Raw genomic sequence first — 15,738 nt, 5'->3', positions numbered from 1 at the left:
TCAGCCCTTCATCATATTGACGTCTTCAACGCCGATCGAGCCGCGGTTGCGGTAGAAGACGACGAGAATTGCAAGACCGATAGCCGCTTCAGCCGCAGCAACGGTCAGAATGAACAATGCGAAAACCTGGCCGACGATGTCGTTCAGGAACGACGAGAAGGCGACCATGTTGATGTTGACCGCAAGCAGAATGAGCTCGATCGACATCAGGATAACGATGATGTTCTTCCGGTTCAGGAAGATACCGAAGACGCCGAGCGTGAAGAGGATGGCGCTGACCGTCAGGTAATGGGAAAGTCCGATGACCATTGTATTTGTTCCTTAAGCTCGCGCCTGCTTCAAACGCCCTGTCCCGGCTTCACCTTGACCACCTCGACGGCGGTCTTAGGATTGCGGGCAACCTGATTGGCGATATTCTGTCGCTTGATGTTCTGGCGATGCTTGAGCGTCAGCACGATCGCACCGATCATTGCGACGAGCAGCACCAGACCAGCGATCTGGAAGAAGTAGACGTAATTCGTATAGAGCACGTCGCCGAGTGCGGCGGTGTTGGTGCGCTCTGTCAGCGCCGGGATCGGCATTGCCACCGACTTGGCGATTTCCGGCGAGATTACGCTACCACCCACAACGACGATCAGCTCAGCCGCGAGGATCAGGCCGATGATCGCACCGATCGGCGCATATTCGAGAACGCCGGCGCGCAACTCCGTGAAGTCGATGTCGAGCATCATGACCACGAAGAGGAAGAGAACGGCCACGGCGCCGACATAAACGACGAGCAGGATCATCGCCAGGAATTCGGCGCCCAGCAGCAGGAAGAGGCCGGCCGCATTGAAGAAAACCAGGATCAGGAAGAGAACCGAATGAACCGGATTCTTCGACCAGATGACCATGAACGCCGACGCTACCGCGACAAAGGCGAAAAGATAGAAAAATAGAGCCTGCAGACCCATGTTGGTGCCTTTTTCATCTTCCCCCGGGCAGCCGGGAGTTTCCCTGCCCGATGAAGCTTCGCGCGGAAAGATCCAGCAAAGCCTCGGTGCATGTTGACCGGAAGCCGCGCAAGGGGCGGCACTCCGGCATTTCAATTCCGATCAACGGTACGGCGCGTCCAGTGCGATGTTGCGCGCGATTTCGCGCTCCCACCGGTCGCCGTTCTCCAGAAGCCGCGCCTTGTCGAAGTAAAGTTCTTCGCGGGTTTCCGTTGCAAATTCGAAATTCGGACCTTCGACGATCGCATCGACAGGGCATGCCTCCTGGCAGAAGCCGCAGTAGATGCACTTCACCATGTCGATGTCGTAACGAACCGTGCGGCGCGTGCCATCGTTGCGGCGGGGGCCGGCTTCGATGGTAATCGCCTGGGCAGGACAGATCGCCTCGCAGAGCTTGCAGGCGATGCAGCGCTCTTCGCCGTTCGGATAACGACGCAGTGCGTGTTCGCCGCGGAAGCGCGGGCTGACCGGTCCCTTCTCGAAGGGGTAATTGATCGTTGCCTTCTGCTTAAAAATGTACCGGAAGGTCAGCCAGAACGCACTGACGAATTCCTTCAGGAACAGCGAGCTGACCGCGTTGGACAAGCCTGCCATCTTCAACCTCCAATATTGCTTGAAACGAGGGCCGGCACGATCATGCCCAACCCGTCAGCTTCAGCACGAATGCAACGATAACGACCATGGCAAGCGACAGCGGAAGGAAGACCTTCCAGCCGAGGCGCATCAGTTGGTCGTAGCGATAGCGCGGGACAAATGCCTTCACCATCGCAAACATGAAGAACACCAGGCACGACTTCAGCGTAAACCAGATGACACCAGGGACCCAGTTCAGGAACCATACGTCGACTGGCGGCAGCCAGCCCCCGAGGAACAGGATCGTCGTCAACGAGCACATCAGAACGATGGCCGCATATTCGCCGAGCATGAACATCATGTAGAGCGAGGAACCGTATTCGACCATGAAGCCGGCGACGAGTTCCGATTCCGCTTCCGGAAGATCGAAAGGTGGGCGGTTCGTTTCGGCAAGCGCGGAAATGAAGAAGACGATGAACATCGGGAACAGCGCCAGCCAATGCCAGTCGAGGAACGACGCCGGGAGACCCAGGCGCGTGCCGAGGCCGGTCTGCTGTGCATGGACGATATCCGTCAGGTTCAGCGAACCTACGCAGAGCAGAACGGTGACGATAACGAAGCCGATGGAGACTTCGTAGGAAACCATCTGTGCCGCGGAGCGGAGTGCGCCAAGGAACGGGTACTTCGAGTTGGAGGCCCAACCGCCCATGATGATGCCGTACACTTCAAGCGATGAAATCGCGAAGATGTAGAGGATACCGACGTTGATGTTGGCGATGACCCAGCCATCCGCCAGCGGCACGACGGCCCAGGTGGACAGAGCCAGCAGCACGGTCACGAGCGGCGCCAGCAGGAAGACTGCCTTGTTGGCGCCAGCCGGGATCACCGGCTCCTTGAAGACGAACTTCAAAAGATCCGCGAAGGACTGGAAAAGGCCCCACGGACCCACCACATTCGGACCACGACGGAGCTGTACTGCTGCCCAGACCTTGCGGTCGGCCAACAGGATGTAGGCGATGAAGACGAGCAGGCAGACGAGGAGAAGAAGCGACTGACCGACCATGAGAAGGCCGGGCAAGACATAAGTTGAAACAAACGAATCCATAGTCCCCTGCCCTTACTCTGCCGCGACTTTGAAGTTGTTGCGGGCCAATGCCGAGCACTCGGCCATCACTGCCGAAGCGCGCGCGATCGGGTTCGTCAAATAGAAGTCTTTGACCGGCGACGCAAACCCGGATTTGTTCATCTTGCCGGCTTTTTTCGCTACTGCGGCAATTTTGGCGCTGTCGCTTTCGGCGATCTCGTCAAGCGCTGCGAAATGCGGGAAGGCCGCATAGAGCCTTGCGCGCAGTTCGCTAAGCGAATCAAACGGAAGCTTCTTGCCGAGCACGTCGGAAAGCGCACGCAGGATCGCCCAGTCTTCGCGGGCGTCGCCCGGTGCGAAGCCAGCGCGATTGCCCATCTGGACGCGACCCTCGGTGTTGACCCAAATGCCGGACTTTTCGGTGTAGGCAGCGGCTGGCAGGATGACGTCGGCATTGTGGGCGCCGTTGTCGCCGTGCGAGCCGATGTAAACAGTCAGCTTTGCCTTCTTGGCCGTGAAATCAAGCTCATCGGCGCCAAGCAGGAAGAGAACGTCCATCGACGACAGCATTTCTGCAGCGTTGACGCCCTTTGCGCCCGGAACGAAGCCGAGATCGAGGCCGCCGACGCGCGATGCCGCGGTGTGGAGCACGGCAAAGCCGTTCCAGCCTTCGACGACCGCGCCCACCGTGCCGGCAAGCTTTGCGGCAGTTGCGAGAACGCCAGCACCATCGGTGCGCGACAGTGCGCCCTGGCCGGTGAGGATCATCGGCTTCTTGGCATCCGTCAGAACCTTCGCGAAAGCGTGGTTGCCGTCGGCGAGGTCCTTCAGCGTATCCGGGCCAGCGCCGAGATATTCATAGTCGTAGCGTAGTTCGCCAGCTTCACCGATCACGCCGATCGGGAAGTTGCCGCGACGCCAGCGCTTGCGAATGCGAGCGTTGAGAACGGCGGCTTCGAAGCGCGGGTTCGCGCCGATGATCAGCAGCGCGTCGGCCTGTTCGATGCCTTCGATCGTCGGATTGAAGATGTAGCTTGCGCGGCCGAGCGACGGATCAAGTGCCGTCCCATCCTGGCGACAGTCGAGGTTCTCGGAACCGAGCGACTTCACGAGTTCCGACAGTGCGTACATTTCTTCGACGGATGCGAGGTCGCCGGCAATCGCGCCGACCTTCTCACCGCTGGTTGCGGCAACGGCGGCCTTGATCGCGCCAAAGGCTTCGCCCCAAGTCGCAGGCTGCAGGCGGCCATCCTTGCGAACGTATGGGCGGTCGATACGCTGCGTCTTCAGGCCGTCCCAGATGTAGCGGCTCTTGTCGGAGATCCACTCTTCATTGATCTGGTCGTTGACGCGCGGCAGCACGCGCATGACTTCACGGCCACGCGTATCGACGCGGATCGCAGAACCGAGGGCGTCCATGACGTCGATCGATTCGGTCTTGTTCAGCTCCCACGGACGGGCCGTGAAGGCGAAGGGCTTGGAGGTCAGCGCACCGACCGGGCAGAGGTCAACGACGTTGCCCTGCAGCTCGGAGGTCATCGCCTGCTCGAGATAGGTGGTGATTTCGGCGTCCTCGCCGCGACCGATCAGGCCGAGTTCGGAGATGCCGGCAACTTCGGTCGTGAAGCGAACGCAGCGCGTGCAGTGAATGCAGCGGTTCATGACCGTCTTGACGAGCGGTCCGATGTACTTGTCTTCGACGGCGCGCTTGTCTTCCTGATAGCGCGAGCTGTCGATACCGAAGGCCATTGCCTGGTCCTGCAGGTCGCATTCGCCGCCCTGGTCGCAGATCGGGCAATCGAGCGGATGGTTGATCAGCAGGAACTCCATCACGCCTTCGCGGGCCTTTTTGACCATCGGCGTGTTGGTGAAGACCTCAGGAAGTTCGCCATTCGGGCCGCCGCGGATATCGCGCACGCCCATGGCGCAAGATGCCTGCGGCTTCGGCGGACCACCCTTTACCTCAACGAGGCACATGCGGCAGTTGCCGGCAACCGAAAGGCGCTCATGGAAGCAGAAGCGCGGAACTTCAGCACCGGCTTCCTCACACGCCTGAATGAGGGTGTAATGATCCGGAACCTCGATCTCGTTGCCGTCAATCTTCAGTTTTGCCATCGTCACTCAGTCCTGTTTTCCGTTTGCCGGATGGCGGCAAACAAACCCACTTTGCAACAGTTTCGCTGCCAGGCCGGATTCTTATCCCGTTGGCATCGGTGTCGCTCAAATTCTCCGCCAATCCCGAGACCCGGGATCAGCCTCGGGCCTCAATAGTGTCGGGCCCCTGCCCTTTCACTCTTCAGCCTTGACCTTGCTCCGGCCTATTCGGCCGAAAATTCACTTCCGCTTTCGCCCCTTGGCGACCAGGGCCTTGGCTTGGCCCACCCAACCATCACGAGCGATCCGCCCATCAAACCCAAGCTCTGCGTCGATCCGCGCCGCGTCCTCGTCCGACCAGCCGGCGATGACGGCAAAGGAGCGAATACCCTTGCTATTCAACACCTGCTCGATCTTCGGACCGATGCCGGAAATCTGCTTCAGATCGTCAGCCCTGCGAGCGCGCGAAGCGGGCTTGGCCGCGGGCTTTGCGACCGGCTCTGCTGGAACGACAGACAGCTTGACCTTCTCTGCAGCTTTCCTGGCAGGCGCCGGACGAACGTTCTCCGGCCGGATCTCGACCTGCGGCTTACCTTCGTCGGGCGGCGTTTCGTGGAGAACTGCTGCAAGCTTGCTCGTTGCATCGAGCGCCCCCTGCAGCGCGCCGAAAAAAGCGCCCGCCATCTGCGTCGAAAAGCCGAAGCCGATCGCCGTGGCCGCCGCCATTGCCGCAGCCGGGTTGACCATCACAGGCGGCACCGGAAGCGCGCGGGCGTTCTCCAGCATCTCGGCAGCAAGACGGCCGAAGTCGGCCGAGAAATCAGCCGCTCCTTCCTTGCCTATGCTGTCGGACGCCTTCGTCATCAGCTTACTCTGCCGCCTCGAGAACCGCACCGTGATCCAGTGCGCTTGCGGTATACTGGTCGATGCGCGCTTCGATCTCATGACGGAAGTTGCGGATCAGACCCTGCACCGGCCATGCGGCCGCATCGCCGAGCGCACAGATGGTATGGCCCTCGATCTGCTTGGTGACCTGGAACAGCATGTCGATTTCGCGCTTCTGGGCATTGCCCTTGGCCATGCGCTCCATCACGCGCCACATCCAGCCGGTGCCTTCGCGGCACGGCGTGCACTGGCCGCAGCTCTCGTGCTTGAAGAAGGCCGAGATGCGGGCGATAGCCTTGATGACGTCGGTGGACTTGTCCATGACGATCGCAGCCGCGGTACCGAAGGACGAGCCGACAGCGCGCAGGCCGTCGAAATCCATCGGGCAGTCGATGATGTCCTTGGCCGGAACGATCGGGCACGATGCGCCGCCCGGAATAACCGCGAGCAGGTTATCCCAACCGCCGCGGATGCCGCCGGCATGGCGATCGACCAGCTCACGGAACGTGATGCCCATTTCTTCTTCGACCGTGCACGGCTTGTTGACGTGGCCGGAAAGCATGAACAGCTTGGTGCCGACGTTGTTCGGGCGACCGATCGACGAAAACCAGCCAGCGCCACGACGCAGGATGGTCGGAGCAACGGCGATCGACTCGACGTTGTTGACCGTCGTCGGGCAACCGTAGAGACCCATGTTTGCCGGGAACGGCGGCTTCAGGCGCGGCTGACCCTTCTTGCCTTCCAGGCTTTCGAGCAGCGCGGTTTCTTCGCCGCAGATGTAGGCGCCAGCACCGTGATGGACGAAGATGTCCATGTCCCAGCCCAGCTTGTTGTTCTTGCCGAGCAGGCCGTAGTCATAGCACTCGTCGATTGCCGCCTGCAGCGCTTCACGCTCGCGGATGTATTCGCCGCGAACGTAGATGTAGGCAGCGTTCGCACCCATAGCGAAACTCGCGATAACGCAGCCTTCGATCAGCGTATGCGGATCGTGGCGCATGATGTCGCGGTCTTTGCAGGTTCCGGGCTCGGACTCGTCGGCATTGACGACGAGGTAGTGCGGACGACCATCGCTTTCCTTCGGCATGAAGGACCACTTGAGCCCGGTCGGGAAGCCTGCGCCGCCACGGCCGCGAAGACCCGAAGCCTTCATCTCGTTGATGATCCAATCGCGACCCTTTTCGAGGATCTGCTTGGTGCCGTCCCAGTGGCCGCGGCTCATCGCGCCCTTCAGAGACTTATCCTTGAGGCCGTAGATGTTGGTAAAGATGCGGTCTTTATCTTGTAACATGCTTCACCCCTTACCGCGGCTTCTTACCGAAGACTTTAATGTATTCGGCTTCGCCGCCCTTGGCGAGCGCCTTGGCCTGCTTGACCCAGTCGTCGCGCTCGATGCGGCCCTTGAAATTCAGGTATCCGTCGACCCATTCGCGCTCAGCCTTCTTCCAGCCCGCGACCTGCGCGAAGGTGAAGATGCCGATCTCATGCAGTGTCGCCTCGATCTTCGGGCCGACGCCGGAGATCATCTTCAGATCGTCAGGCGTCGCGGGCTTCTCGATGCCCGCCGGGCGGTTCTTGTCGCTGAGGGAGGGCTTGCCAGTAGCAGCGGCCTGTGCGGCCGTCGCCGGCGCCGGCTGCTCTTCGACAGCCTTGACGTTCTTCGCGGCCGCCTTCGGCGCGGTGGCCGGCGTCTTCAGCGCAGCATTGGTCTCGGCGTCGGTGCTCTTTGCACGTGCGGCCTCAGACGGGGGAACCGGGGCTGCGTCAACGGTTGCCGTCGCGGCATCCTCGACAGCCTTCTTGGCGGAAACCCTCTTGGCCTTCGGCTCGTCGGCTACGAGCGTCGTCGGACCACCCTCGGGGGAGGAGAAGTGACGATCAATCTGCGGGCCGGGCGTGATGCTGGCGCCATTGCCGGCTTCGAAGGTATCAATGATCTCTTCGAGACGTTCCGGCGTCAGGTCCTCGTAGGTATCCTTGCCGATCATCACCATGGGCGCGTTAACGCAGGCCCCGAGACATTCGACTTCTTCCCAAGAGAGCGTGCCTTCAGCGTTACGTTCGAAGGGGTGATGATGGATCTTGCTCTTGCAAACGGCCATCAGGCTTTCCGAACCGCGCAGCATGCAAGGCGTCGTGCCGCACACCTGGATGTGGGCGCGCGTGCCGACCGGGTTCAGCTGGAACTGCGTGTAGAAAGTCGCAACTTCGAGAACGCGGATATAGGCCATGTCGAGCATGTCGGCGACCTTTTCGATCGCGGCGCGGGTGACCCAACCATCCTGTTCCTGCGCCCGCATCAACAGCGGGATGACCGCGGATTGCTGACGGCCTGCGGGATATTTCTTGATCGTCTTTTCCGCCCAAACCGCGTTCTCGTCATTGAAGGCGAACGCGGCAGGCTGGAATTGATCTTCGGCTAATCGACGAACGGACATTCTTCCTCACGCCTTGTCAGTTTAGGGTCCCACACTGCGATGCCGTCAGAGACTTCATCTCGCAAGCGTAGGCCGACTGGTCTTTTTGCAAAAACACAACGAACTTGCCGCCGTTCGGAACGGCAGCCTTGATTTCATAGCCCTTGGACAAAAGCTCGCCCATGGAGGCTTTTGCTGCAGGCGGCTGCACCTCGCTCTGGCCCAGCTTTGGACCCATTCCCCCAACCTCCTGGGCGAAAGCTCCGGAGGCAGTGAAAAGAGCGATGGTGGCAAGCGGCAGCAGCTTCATCAGCGGTCCACCTCGCCGAACACGATGTCGAGCGAGCCGAGCACGGCCGTCACGTCAGCGAGCATGTGACCCTTGCAGAGGAAGTCCATCGCCTGCAGGTGGGCGTAGCCCGGTGCACGGATCTTGCAGCGGTACGGCTTGTTGCTGCCATCGGCGACGACGTACACGCCGAATTCGCCCTTCGGCGCTTCGACGGCCGCGTACACTTCGCCGGCCGGCACGTGATAGCCTTCGGTGTAGAGCTTGAAGTGGTGGATGAGCGCTTCCATCGAACGCTTCATCTCGCCGCGCTTCGGCGGCACGACCTTACCGTCGATCGACGAAACAGGGCCGGTCTTGGCGCTGCCCATCAGGCGCTCGACGCACTGCTTCATGATGCGAACCGACTGGCGCATCTCGATCATGCGGATCAGGTAGCGGTCGTAGCAGTCGCCGTTCTTCCCGATCGGAATGTCGAATTCGAGATCGGAATAGCATTCGTAAGGTTGCGAGCGGCGCAGGTCCCAAGCGGCGCCGGAACCGCGAACCATCACGCCCGAGAAGCCCCATGACCAGGCATCCGCCAGCGACACGACGCCAATATCGACGTTACGCTGCTTGAAGATGCGGTTGTCCGTGAGCAGGCCTTCGATATCGTCGAGGATCTTCAGGAACGGATCGCACCACTTGCCGATATCCTCGACCAGCTCCGGCGGGAGATCCTGATGGACGCCGCCCGGACGGAAATAGGCCGAGTGCATACGGGCGCCGCAGGCGCGCTCATAGAACACCATCAGCTTTTCGCGCTCTTCGAAGCCCCAGACCGGCGGCGTCATCGCGCCGACGTCCATGGCCTGGGTCGTCACGTTCATGATGTGAGACAAGATTCGGCCAATTTCGGAGTACAGAACTCGAATCAGCTGACCGCGAATCGGAATTTCGAGCTTCAGCATCTTTTCGACAGCGAGCGCGAAAGCGTGTTCCTGATTCATCGGCGCGACGTAGTCGAGACGGTCGAAATAAGGGACGGCCTGCAGGTAGGTCTTCGTCTCGATCAGCTTCTCGGTGCCGCGGTGCAGCAGGCCGATGTGCGGATCGACGCGCTCGATGATTTCGCCATCGAGTTCGAGCACGAGACGCAGAACACCGTGCGCGGACGGGTGTTCCGGTCCGAAATTGATCGTAAAATTGCGAACGTTATGTTCAGTCATAGCGACGCGCTCCGCGCTGGCAATTGGCATGAGACGGCAAATAAAGAGGCTTCAAGAAATCCGAGCCTCATCTTTACTTCGCCGCCTTCTCGTCTCCCGGCAGCACATATTCGGTGCCTTCCCAAGGGGACATGAAGTCGAAATTGCGGAATTCCTGCTTCAGCTCGACGGGTTCGTAGACGACGCGCTTGGCGGCATCGTCATAACGCACTTCGACGTAGCCAGTCGTCGGGAAGTCCTTGCGCAGCGGATGGCCTTCAAAGCCGTAATCGGTGAGAAGACGGCGCAGGTCGGCATGGCCGGAGAACGGAATGCCGTACATGTCCCAGGCTTCACGCTCGAACCACTCGGCACCCTTGTAAACCGCGGTTGCCGACGGCACGGACTCGCCGTCAGCCACAGCAACCTTGATGCGGATGCGCAGGTTCTGCTTCGGCGACAGTAGGTGATAAACGACATCGAAACGCTTTTCGCGCTGCGGCCAGTCGACACCGCAGATATCGATCATGCTAATAAAGCCGCAACGTGCGTCGTCGCGCAGGAACGTCAGCAGCGCCAGAATCGTTTCCGGCGTCGCAGTTACGTTCAGCTCGTCATAGCTGATGGATGCATCGAGAAAGAGATCACCACGCATCTCCCGGAGATACGAGGACAGTTCGCTCAAGGCTTCACTCATGACAGTCCTCCGCCCTTAGCGCTCAATCGTTCCGGTTCGACGGATCTTCTTCTGCAGAAGCAGCACCCCGTAGAGCAGCGCTTCCGCCGTGGGGGGACAGCCCGGCACGTAGATATCGACAGGAACGACACGGTCGCAGCCACGCACGACCGAATATGAATAATGATAGTAGCCGCCGCCGTTGGCGCAGGAGCCCATCGAAATGACGTAACGCGGCTCAGGCATCTGGTCGTACACCTTGCGGAGCGCAGGCGCCATCTTGTTGGTCAGCGTGCCGGCAACGATCATGACGTCGGACTGGCGCGGCGAGGCGCGCGGAGCAACGCCGAAGCGCTCCATGTCGTAACGCGGACCGGAGACCTGCATCAGGCCTTCAACGGCACAGCAGGCGAGACCGAACTGCATCCACATCAGCGAGCCGGTGCGGGCCCAGGTAATCAGATCGCGGGTCGACGTAACGAGGAAGCCCTTGTCGGCCAACTCATCGTTGATTTCGCCGAAGAAGGCGCTGTCGCTGCCGATCGGCTTGCCCGTTGCGGGATCAATGATGCCTTTCGGGTGCGGCGCGACGAGCGCCTTGTCGCTTGGGGCTACTCCCATTCCAGGGCTCCCTTTTTCCATTCATAGATAAAGCCGATGGTCAGCACGCCGAGGAAGACCATCATGGACCAGAAGCCGAACCAGCCGATCGCGCCGAACGAAACGGCCCACGGAAAGAGGAAGGCCACTTCGAGGTCGAAGATGATGAAGAGGATCGACACCAGATAGAAGCGGATATCGAACTTCATGCGAGCGTCATCGAATGCGTTGAAGCCGCACTCGAAGGCCGAAAGCTTTTCCGAATCAGGCGCCTTGAAGGCAACGGCAAACGGCGCAATCAGAAGCGCCAGGCCGATCACAAGGGCGATAGCAATGAAGATAGCGATCGGAATATAGGAACTGAGCAGTCCAGTCATCAGGTTCTTCCCTGCTTGCGGGCTGCGCCAGGCGGCGCACCTGGGCAATTGCCCGGCAAGCGAACGTGCGTTGCAACAGAGCCGTGGTTAGCGCAGCCGGGGCCACGGCGCAAGACTTTTAGAGCACCAATTCGACTGTCGAGGCGCGACATTATCAAGCAGATGCAATGATGTCGCGACAAATCCACACAAGTTGATTCAGACTGCATGCCAGCCCGTCGGATATTGCATGGCTAACGGCAAAAGACAAAGTCGCAGCAGAGCGATAACAGCGAAATCGGCGACCACCTAGACGTCAATATAGAGAGGGAGAATGGCGCGAGTGACGGGGCTCGAACCCGCGACCTCCGGCGTGACAGGCCGGCACTCTAACCGACTGAGCTACACCCGCGCATCATGGACAAAAAGACCGGATCAAGCACTATGCAGCGCCTTTCTTGAAATGGCGCGAGTGACGGGGCTCGAACCCGCGACCTCCGGCGTGACAGGCCGGCACTCTAACCGACTGAGCTACACCCGCATTCATTTCAAGCGATCCGGAAGCTTTCGCGTCCGTGTCAAAGCAGCTTCGCCGCTTCGATGAGCGGCTAACTAAGGGGTTCGCATTTGAGTGTCAAGCAGCTTTGGAGACAAAACGATGACAGTCCGCGAATTGTTTTTAGCGAGCCAAGTTCTCCGGGAAAATTCAGAGCATTATTAAAGACGTGCCTTTAGAGCCACGCGGAAATAACCACCTGTCCCTGACGCCCGCCCCGCCTGCCAGCGGTGTCCGGTTTACGCATTTGGCCGTGCCACCACGTTTCTCGCCCAAAGCTGGGGCCGCAAACACTAATTTACCTCGTTTTAATTGAGCTCGGTAGATAACATTCCTCTAAGTTGCTTTGCCGCTTACGCATGATGCGTCAGCGGCGCTTTATCACCCCTGCCTCATGCCCTCGGCAAACCCGATGAAGGCCGCCGAGATTCACAGCATATCTTGCCTACCTCGACGAAAGTGCATCGGGGTCACCGCCCCAGGTGCAATTCGTTGACGATAACGCAGCGTCACGTCGGAGAGCATCTGGTGCAGCCTAACACATCTACGAATCTCGCCTTTCGCGTTGCAACGATTCTGCAGCAACTAGGCATCGAGGGCCTGCCAAGGAATTATGAGCTTATATTCGAGGCGATGACCGGCAACGCGCCTGATCTCGCTCGCGAGATCAGGTCGCTCGGCGCGATAAAGACGCAGGAGGCCCTGGATCGACTTGGCCGCCGGTATCTGCCGCATCATTTCGAGGCCGGTCTGCTTGAAGCACGCTCGAGCCAAGTACAGCAAGAGCTGCAAAGCATCCTGTCCTTGCTCGACGAGGAGAAGTCGGCGCTCTCGCGCTACGGCAGTGTCATCAACCAGGCTGCGCGGATATTCGACAGTAACGATCTAAGCGACAAGGGTGCCCTCACCCATTCGCTCCAATCGGTGAGTTCTGCAACGCACGCACACGCGGCACACAGCGCCATGCTCGCCTCGAAGGTTGTCGAAAAATCGCAGAAGCTCGAAGAGGTGCAGCGGGAGGCGGCCGCCGCGAACGCCGCAAGATTCACCGATCCCGTGACCGGATTGGGCAATCGCCGGGTATTCAACAAGGAGCTCGCGAGAATCTATGAGAAGGCAGGCCTGCCGGACCTGTGTGGAATCGCGTTTGCGGACATCGACAACTACGAGACAATCGCGAGCATTCCGAATCTCATCGAGCCTGTTCTGAAGAAAACGGGTGAATTGATCCGCGCTGTGTTCGGCAAGGAGGATGTTGCCTGCCGATTCGACCGCGGCCGTTTCGGCTTCGTTTTCCGGACCGCCGACGAATCCGAGATCATGCGGCTTGTCGACCGGCTTCGCGATCGCTTGAAGGGAATTTCCGTTGCACACCCGGTAACTGGCAAACAGGCGGCGGTTCTGTCGCTGGCCGTGGGGATATGCATGTCCAAGCAGGCACGCACAGCCGATTCCCTGATGGCCTTTGCCGAACAGGCGCTTGGCATGGCGAAGGCATCGGGCGGAGACAGCGTTTCCGTGCACGGCGTGACCAATGTCGCGACTGTACCCAAGGATTGGCTGATCTATCGTTAGACTTTGCATCGCGGCCAACGGTGTCGCACGTTGTTCGTCCGATAAAGCCTAGCCAAGGTTGCTGAGGGATGGCTATAAGGTCGTTTCGCGGGCCTAAGCCCTAAGACACTGAAGCCATATCCGAGACATCATCATGAAGACACGCGAAGAACGGCAGGCGCAGCGGGCGGGGATGCCGCGCACGCAGTTGAGCGCGCACCATATGGAAAATGCACGGCTGCTGCCGGATCGCGGCGAGCTCTTGTACCGGATCCCGAATGGCGGCGTTGGCGTCGAGGTGGGAGCAGCGTTCGGAGAATACACGGCCGAGATTCTCGAGAAGAACCGGCCCGCGCAGCTTTACCTGATCGACCCCTGGAGCATGGACCGCTACAGTTCGGGGCTCGATCAAATCCACACCCAGTTCAAAGACCAGATCGAGAGCGGGCAACTGCACCTGATGCAGGGAACCTCGCTCGAAAAGCTTGCCGAATTCGAGGACGACTTCCTCGATTGGGCCTACATCGACACGGACCATTCCTTCGAGCTCACCTGGCAGGAACTTCTGCTCTGCGAGAAAAAGGTCAAGCGAACGGGAAGAATTGCCGGGCATGACTTCTGCACCGGCAACACTGTGAAGCCAATCGTCTATGGCGTCGTCGAAGCGGTCACCAAGTTCTGCAAGGACCACGGCTGGCAATTCGAATTCCTGACGGTCGAATCGCACGCGCACTTTTCTTACTGCCTGAAGCGGCTCTGACCGGCTTCAGGCCTTTCCGGCGTATTGCTCGTCGCTGACGTGCTCCATCCAGTCGGCGGCGCTGCCATCAAGTGCTTCCTGAATTGCAATGTGCGTCATCGCGGTATCGGGTGCGGCGCCATGCCAGTGTTTTTCGCCTGGCGCAAACCAGATCGTGTCGCCGGCGCGAATTTCACGAAGAGGGCCGCCTTCGCTCTGCGCGAGACCCTTTCCGGCCGTCACCACAAGGGTCTGCCCTAGAGGATGCGTGTGCCAGGCGGTTCGCGCGCCCGGTTCGAAAGTGACGCTGACCACCCTGACTCGCGCCGGGCTCGGCGCGTCCATCAATGGATCCTGGCGTACCGCTCCCGTGAAATATTCCGCCGGCGCCTTCATTGAGGGCCGCGATCCGCAGGGTTTGATCTCCATCAGATTTTCCTTTCGAAGATGATCTGGCCAGTTGAGCCGACCGTAAGCCAAGCGTCCCCGGCATCCAAGCGATACCTGCTTGATCGCACGTGCTGTCATGTCAACTTCCTCCGCCGCATCACCAGTCGGAGACTTCGGCGCGTCCGACGATAGGCAACTCGCAAATCACTCGCTCAGCTACGCCATTGCGTCGCTTCTCGGAAGAAATGGCGACGACCGCAACACACCGCCCTATCTCCGCTGCAGGCGCTTGCTCCTTGCCTGGGCGACTGCTAGTGGCGAGGCATTTCATCACGCGGAGGATTTCCATGAAACAGCATTCTTTCGGCCACCTGCCCCATACCGTCACGAATATCGGCTTCGGCGCATGGCAGATCGGCGGCGCCTGGGGCGATGTGAGCGAAGCGGACGGTCGCGATGCGTTGAATGCGGCGCTCGATGCCGGTATGACCTTCATCGATACCGCCGACGTTTACGGCGACGGCCGGTCGGAAAAGATCATCGCCGACGTTCTTGCGACCCGTGGCGGAGAACGGCCGATGGTTGCGACAAAGGCAGGTCGCCGGCTCAACCCGCATGTCGCCGATGGCTACACCAAAGCCAACCTCGAAGGCTTCATCGATCGTAGCCTGAAGAACCTGAGGGTCGACAGCCTCGATCTCGTACAATTGCATTGCCCCCCGACCGAAGTGCTTTATCGCCAGGAGGTCTTCGAAGGCCTGAACGAATTGCAGAAAGCCGGCAAGATCATGGGATACGGCGTCAGTGTCGAGAAGGTCGAGGAAGCGCTGAAGGCAATCGAATATCCTGGCGTCGTCAGCATCCAGATCATCTACAACATCTTCCGCCAGCGGCCCCATCACCTGTTCTTCCAGGAGGCTCGACGGAGGAACATCGCCGTCATCGCCCGCGTGCCGCTCGCAAGCGGGCTGCTGTCAGGGAAGATCACCCGCGAGACGAAATTTGCGAGCGACGACCACCGCAATTTCAACCGCCACGGCGAGGCTTTCGATGTCGGCGAGACCTTCGCTGGCGTTCCCTTCGAGGTCGGCCTGCAGGCCGTGGAGGAAGTGCGCAAGCTCGTGCCATCAGGCACGACCATGGCGGCCTTCGCGCTGCGCTGGATCCTGATGAGCGATGCGGTCACTGTCGTCATTCCGGGTGCACGCAACGCCGAACAGGCACGCGCCAACGCTGCTGCAGCAAGCCTCGCGCCGCTCTCACACGAAGTGATGGAGGCCACGCGCGAGATCTACGACCGACTGGTCGCCCCTTACGTCCACCAGCGCTGGTAAGGCAGGCATTGC

General features: G+C 60.0%; 17 protein-coding genes and 2 tRNA genes. 3 read left to right on the top strand and 16 right to left on the bottom strand.

Annotated features, from left to right (window positions below; translation table 11 throughout):
- From nuoK to AC1DE4_RS12765, 15 genes are all read right to left on the bottom strand, one after another.
- Positions 1-309, bottom strand: a complete 309-nt coding sequence (nuoK, locus tag AC1DE4_RS12835) for an NADH-quinone oxidoreductase subunit NuoK (RefSeq protein WP_007531803.1) — start codon at positions 307-309, stop codon at positions 1-3.
- A 29-nt stretch (positions 310-338) separates the two neighbouring features.
- The gene (locus tag AC1DE4_RS12830; RefSeq protein WP_018857049.1) at positions 339-953 is read right to left on the bottom strand and encodes an NADH-quinone oxidoreductase subunit J; all 615 of its coding nucleotides are present in this window, start codon (positions 951-953) and stop codon (positions 339-341) included.
- A 141-nt stretch (positions 954-1,094) separates the two neighbouring features.
- Positions 1,095-1,586: an NADH-quinone oxidoreductase subunit NuoI gene (nuoI, locus tag AC1DE4_RS12825; RefSeq protein WP_007789671.1), complete on the bottom strand. Its 492-nt coding sequence runs from the start codon at positions 1,584-1,586 to the stop codon at positions 1,095-1,097.
- A 40-nt stretch (positions 1,587-1,626) separates the two neighbouring features.
- Positions 1,627-2,670 carry an NADH-quinone oxidoreductase subunit NuoH gene (nuoH, locus tag AC1DE4_RS12820; RefSeq protein WP_018857050.1) on the bottom strand — a complete coding sequence of 348 codons (1,044 nt, stop codon included), beginning with the start codon at positions 2,668-2,670 and terminating at the stop codon, positions 1,627-1,629.
- 12 nt (positions 2,671-2,682) lie between these two features.
- On the bottom strand, positions 2,683-4,764 hold the full coding sequence (gene nuoG / locus AC1DE4_RS12815) for an NADH-quinone oxidoreductase subunit NuoG (protein WP_018857051.1): 2,082 nt from the start codon (positions 4,762-4,764) through the stop codon (positions 2,683-2,685).
- Between the two features lie 219 nt (positions 4,765-4,983).
- The gene (locus tag AC1DE4_RS12810) at positions 4,984-5,607 is read right to left on the bottom strand and encodes a 5' DNA nuclease (RefSeq protein WP_169681802.1); all 624 of its coding nucleotides are present in this window, start codon (positions 5,605-5,607) and stop codon (positions 4,984-4,986) included.
- A 4-nt stretch (positions 5,608-5,611) separates the two neighbouring features.
- The gene (gene nuoF, locus AC1DE4_RS12805) at positions 5,612-6,916 is read right to left on the bottom strand and encodes an NADH-quinone oxidoreductase subunit NuoF (protein ID WP_018857053.1); all 1,305 of its coding nucleotides are present in this window, start codon (positions 6,914-6,916) and stop codon (positions 5,612-5,614) included.
- A gap of 10 nt (positions 6,917-6,926) precedes the next feature.
- Positions 6,927-8,063, bottom strand: coding sequence for an NADH-quinone oxidoreductase subunit E (locus AC1DE4_RS12800; RefSeq protein WP_018857054.1), 1,137 nt, complete (start codon positions 8,061-8,063; stop codon positions 6,927-6,929).
- 16 nt (positions 8,064-8,079) lie between these two features.
- A complete protein-coding gene (locus AC1DE4_RS12795) occupies positions 8,080-8,352 on the bottom strand; it encodes a hypothetical protein (RefSeq protein WP_025659948.1) in 273 nt (90 codons plus the stop codon).
- Positions 8,352-9,542, bottom strand: coding sequence for an NADH-quinone oxidoreductase subunit D (locus AC1DE4_RS12790; RefSeq protein ID WP_025659947.1), 1,191 nt, complete (start codon positions 9,540-9,542; stop codon positions 8,352-8,354). Before AC1DE4_RS12790 ends, AC1DE4_RS12795 begins: the two co-directional genes overlap by 1 nt.
- A 73-nt stretch (positions 9,543-9,615) precedes the next feature.
- The gene (locus tag AC1DE4_RS12785) at positions 9,616-10,218 is read right to left on the bottom strand and encodes an NADH-quinone oxidoreductase subunit C (RefSeq protein ID WP_018857057.1); all 603 of its coding nucleotides are present in this window, start codon (positions 10,216-10,218) and stop codon (positions 9,616-9,618) included.
- Positions 10,219-10,233: 15 nt separating this feature from the next.
- Complete coding sequence (locus tag AC1DE4_RS12780; protein WP_018857058.1) at positions 10,234-10,818, bottom strand: NuoB/complex I 20 kDa subunit family protein; 585 nt, start codon at positions 10,816-10,818, stop codon at positions 10,234-10,236.
- On the bottom strand, positions 10,809-11,174 hold the full coding sequence (locus AC1DE4_RS12775; RefSeq protein ID WP_018857059.1) for an NADH-quinone oxidoreductase subunit A: 366 nt from the start codon (positions 11,172-11,174) through the stop codon (positions 10,809-10,811). The genes AC1DE4_RS12780 and AC1DE4_RS12775 overlap by 10 nt, the downstream gene beginning before the upstream one ends.
- A gap of 314 nt (positions 11,175-11,488) precedes the next feature.
- Positions 11,489-11,565: transfer RNA gene (locus AC1DE4_RS12770), tRNA-Asp, on the bottom strand.
- Between the two features lie 52 nt (positions 11,566-11,617).
- Positions 11,618-11,694 (bottom strand) — tRNA-Asp (locus AC1DE4_RS12765).
- 543 nt (positions 11,695-12,237) lie between these two features.
- Between AC1DE4_RS12765 and AC1DE4_RS12760 the strand changes: the two genes are divergently transcribed.
- Positions 12,238-13,284: a GGDEF domain-containing protein gene (locus AC1DE4_RS12760; RefSeq protein WP_018857060.1), complete on the top strand. Its 1,047-nt coding sequence runs from the start codon at positions 12,238-12,240 to the stop codon at positions 13,282-13,284.
- Between the two features lie 133 nt (positions 13,285-13,417).
- Positions 13,418-14,023 (top strand): class I SAM-dependent methyltransferase, encoded by a 606-nt coding sequence (locus tag AC1DE4_RS12755; RefSeq protein WP_018857061.1) that lies wholly within the window; start codon positions 13,418-13,420, stop codon positions 14,021-14,023.
- A gap of 6 nt (positions 14,024-14,029) precedes the next feature.
- On the opposite strand, the gene AC1DE4_RS12750 is transcribed toward AC1DE4_RS12755, so the two are convergent.
- Positions 14,030-14,431 (bottom strand): (R)-mandelonitrile lyase, encoded by a 402-nt coding sequence (locus AC1DE4_RS12750; protein ID WP_026371768.1) that lies wholly within the window; start codon positions 14,429-14,431, stop codon positions 14,030-14,032.
- Between the two features lie 308 nt (positions 14,432-14,739).
- On the opposite strand from AC1DE4_RS12750, the gene AC1DE4_RS12745 reads away from it, so the two are divergent.
- On the top strand, positions 14,740-15,726 hold the full coding sequence (locus AC1DE4_RS12745; protein ID WP_477881520.1) for an aldo/keto reductase: 987 nt from the start codon (positions 14,740-14,742) through the stop codon (positions 15,724-15,726).
- Positions 15,727-15,738 lie beyond the last annotated feature (12 nt).

This window comes from Rhizobium sp. 10N414 (assembly GCF_056394785.1).
Note: the sequence above shows the minus strand (reverse complement) of the source record. Positions and strands in the feature narration are given on the sequence as shown.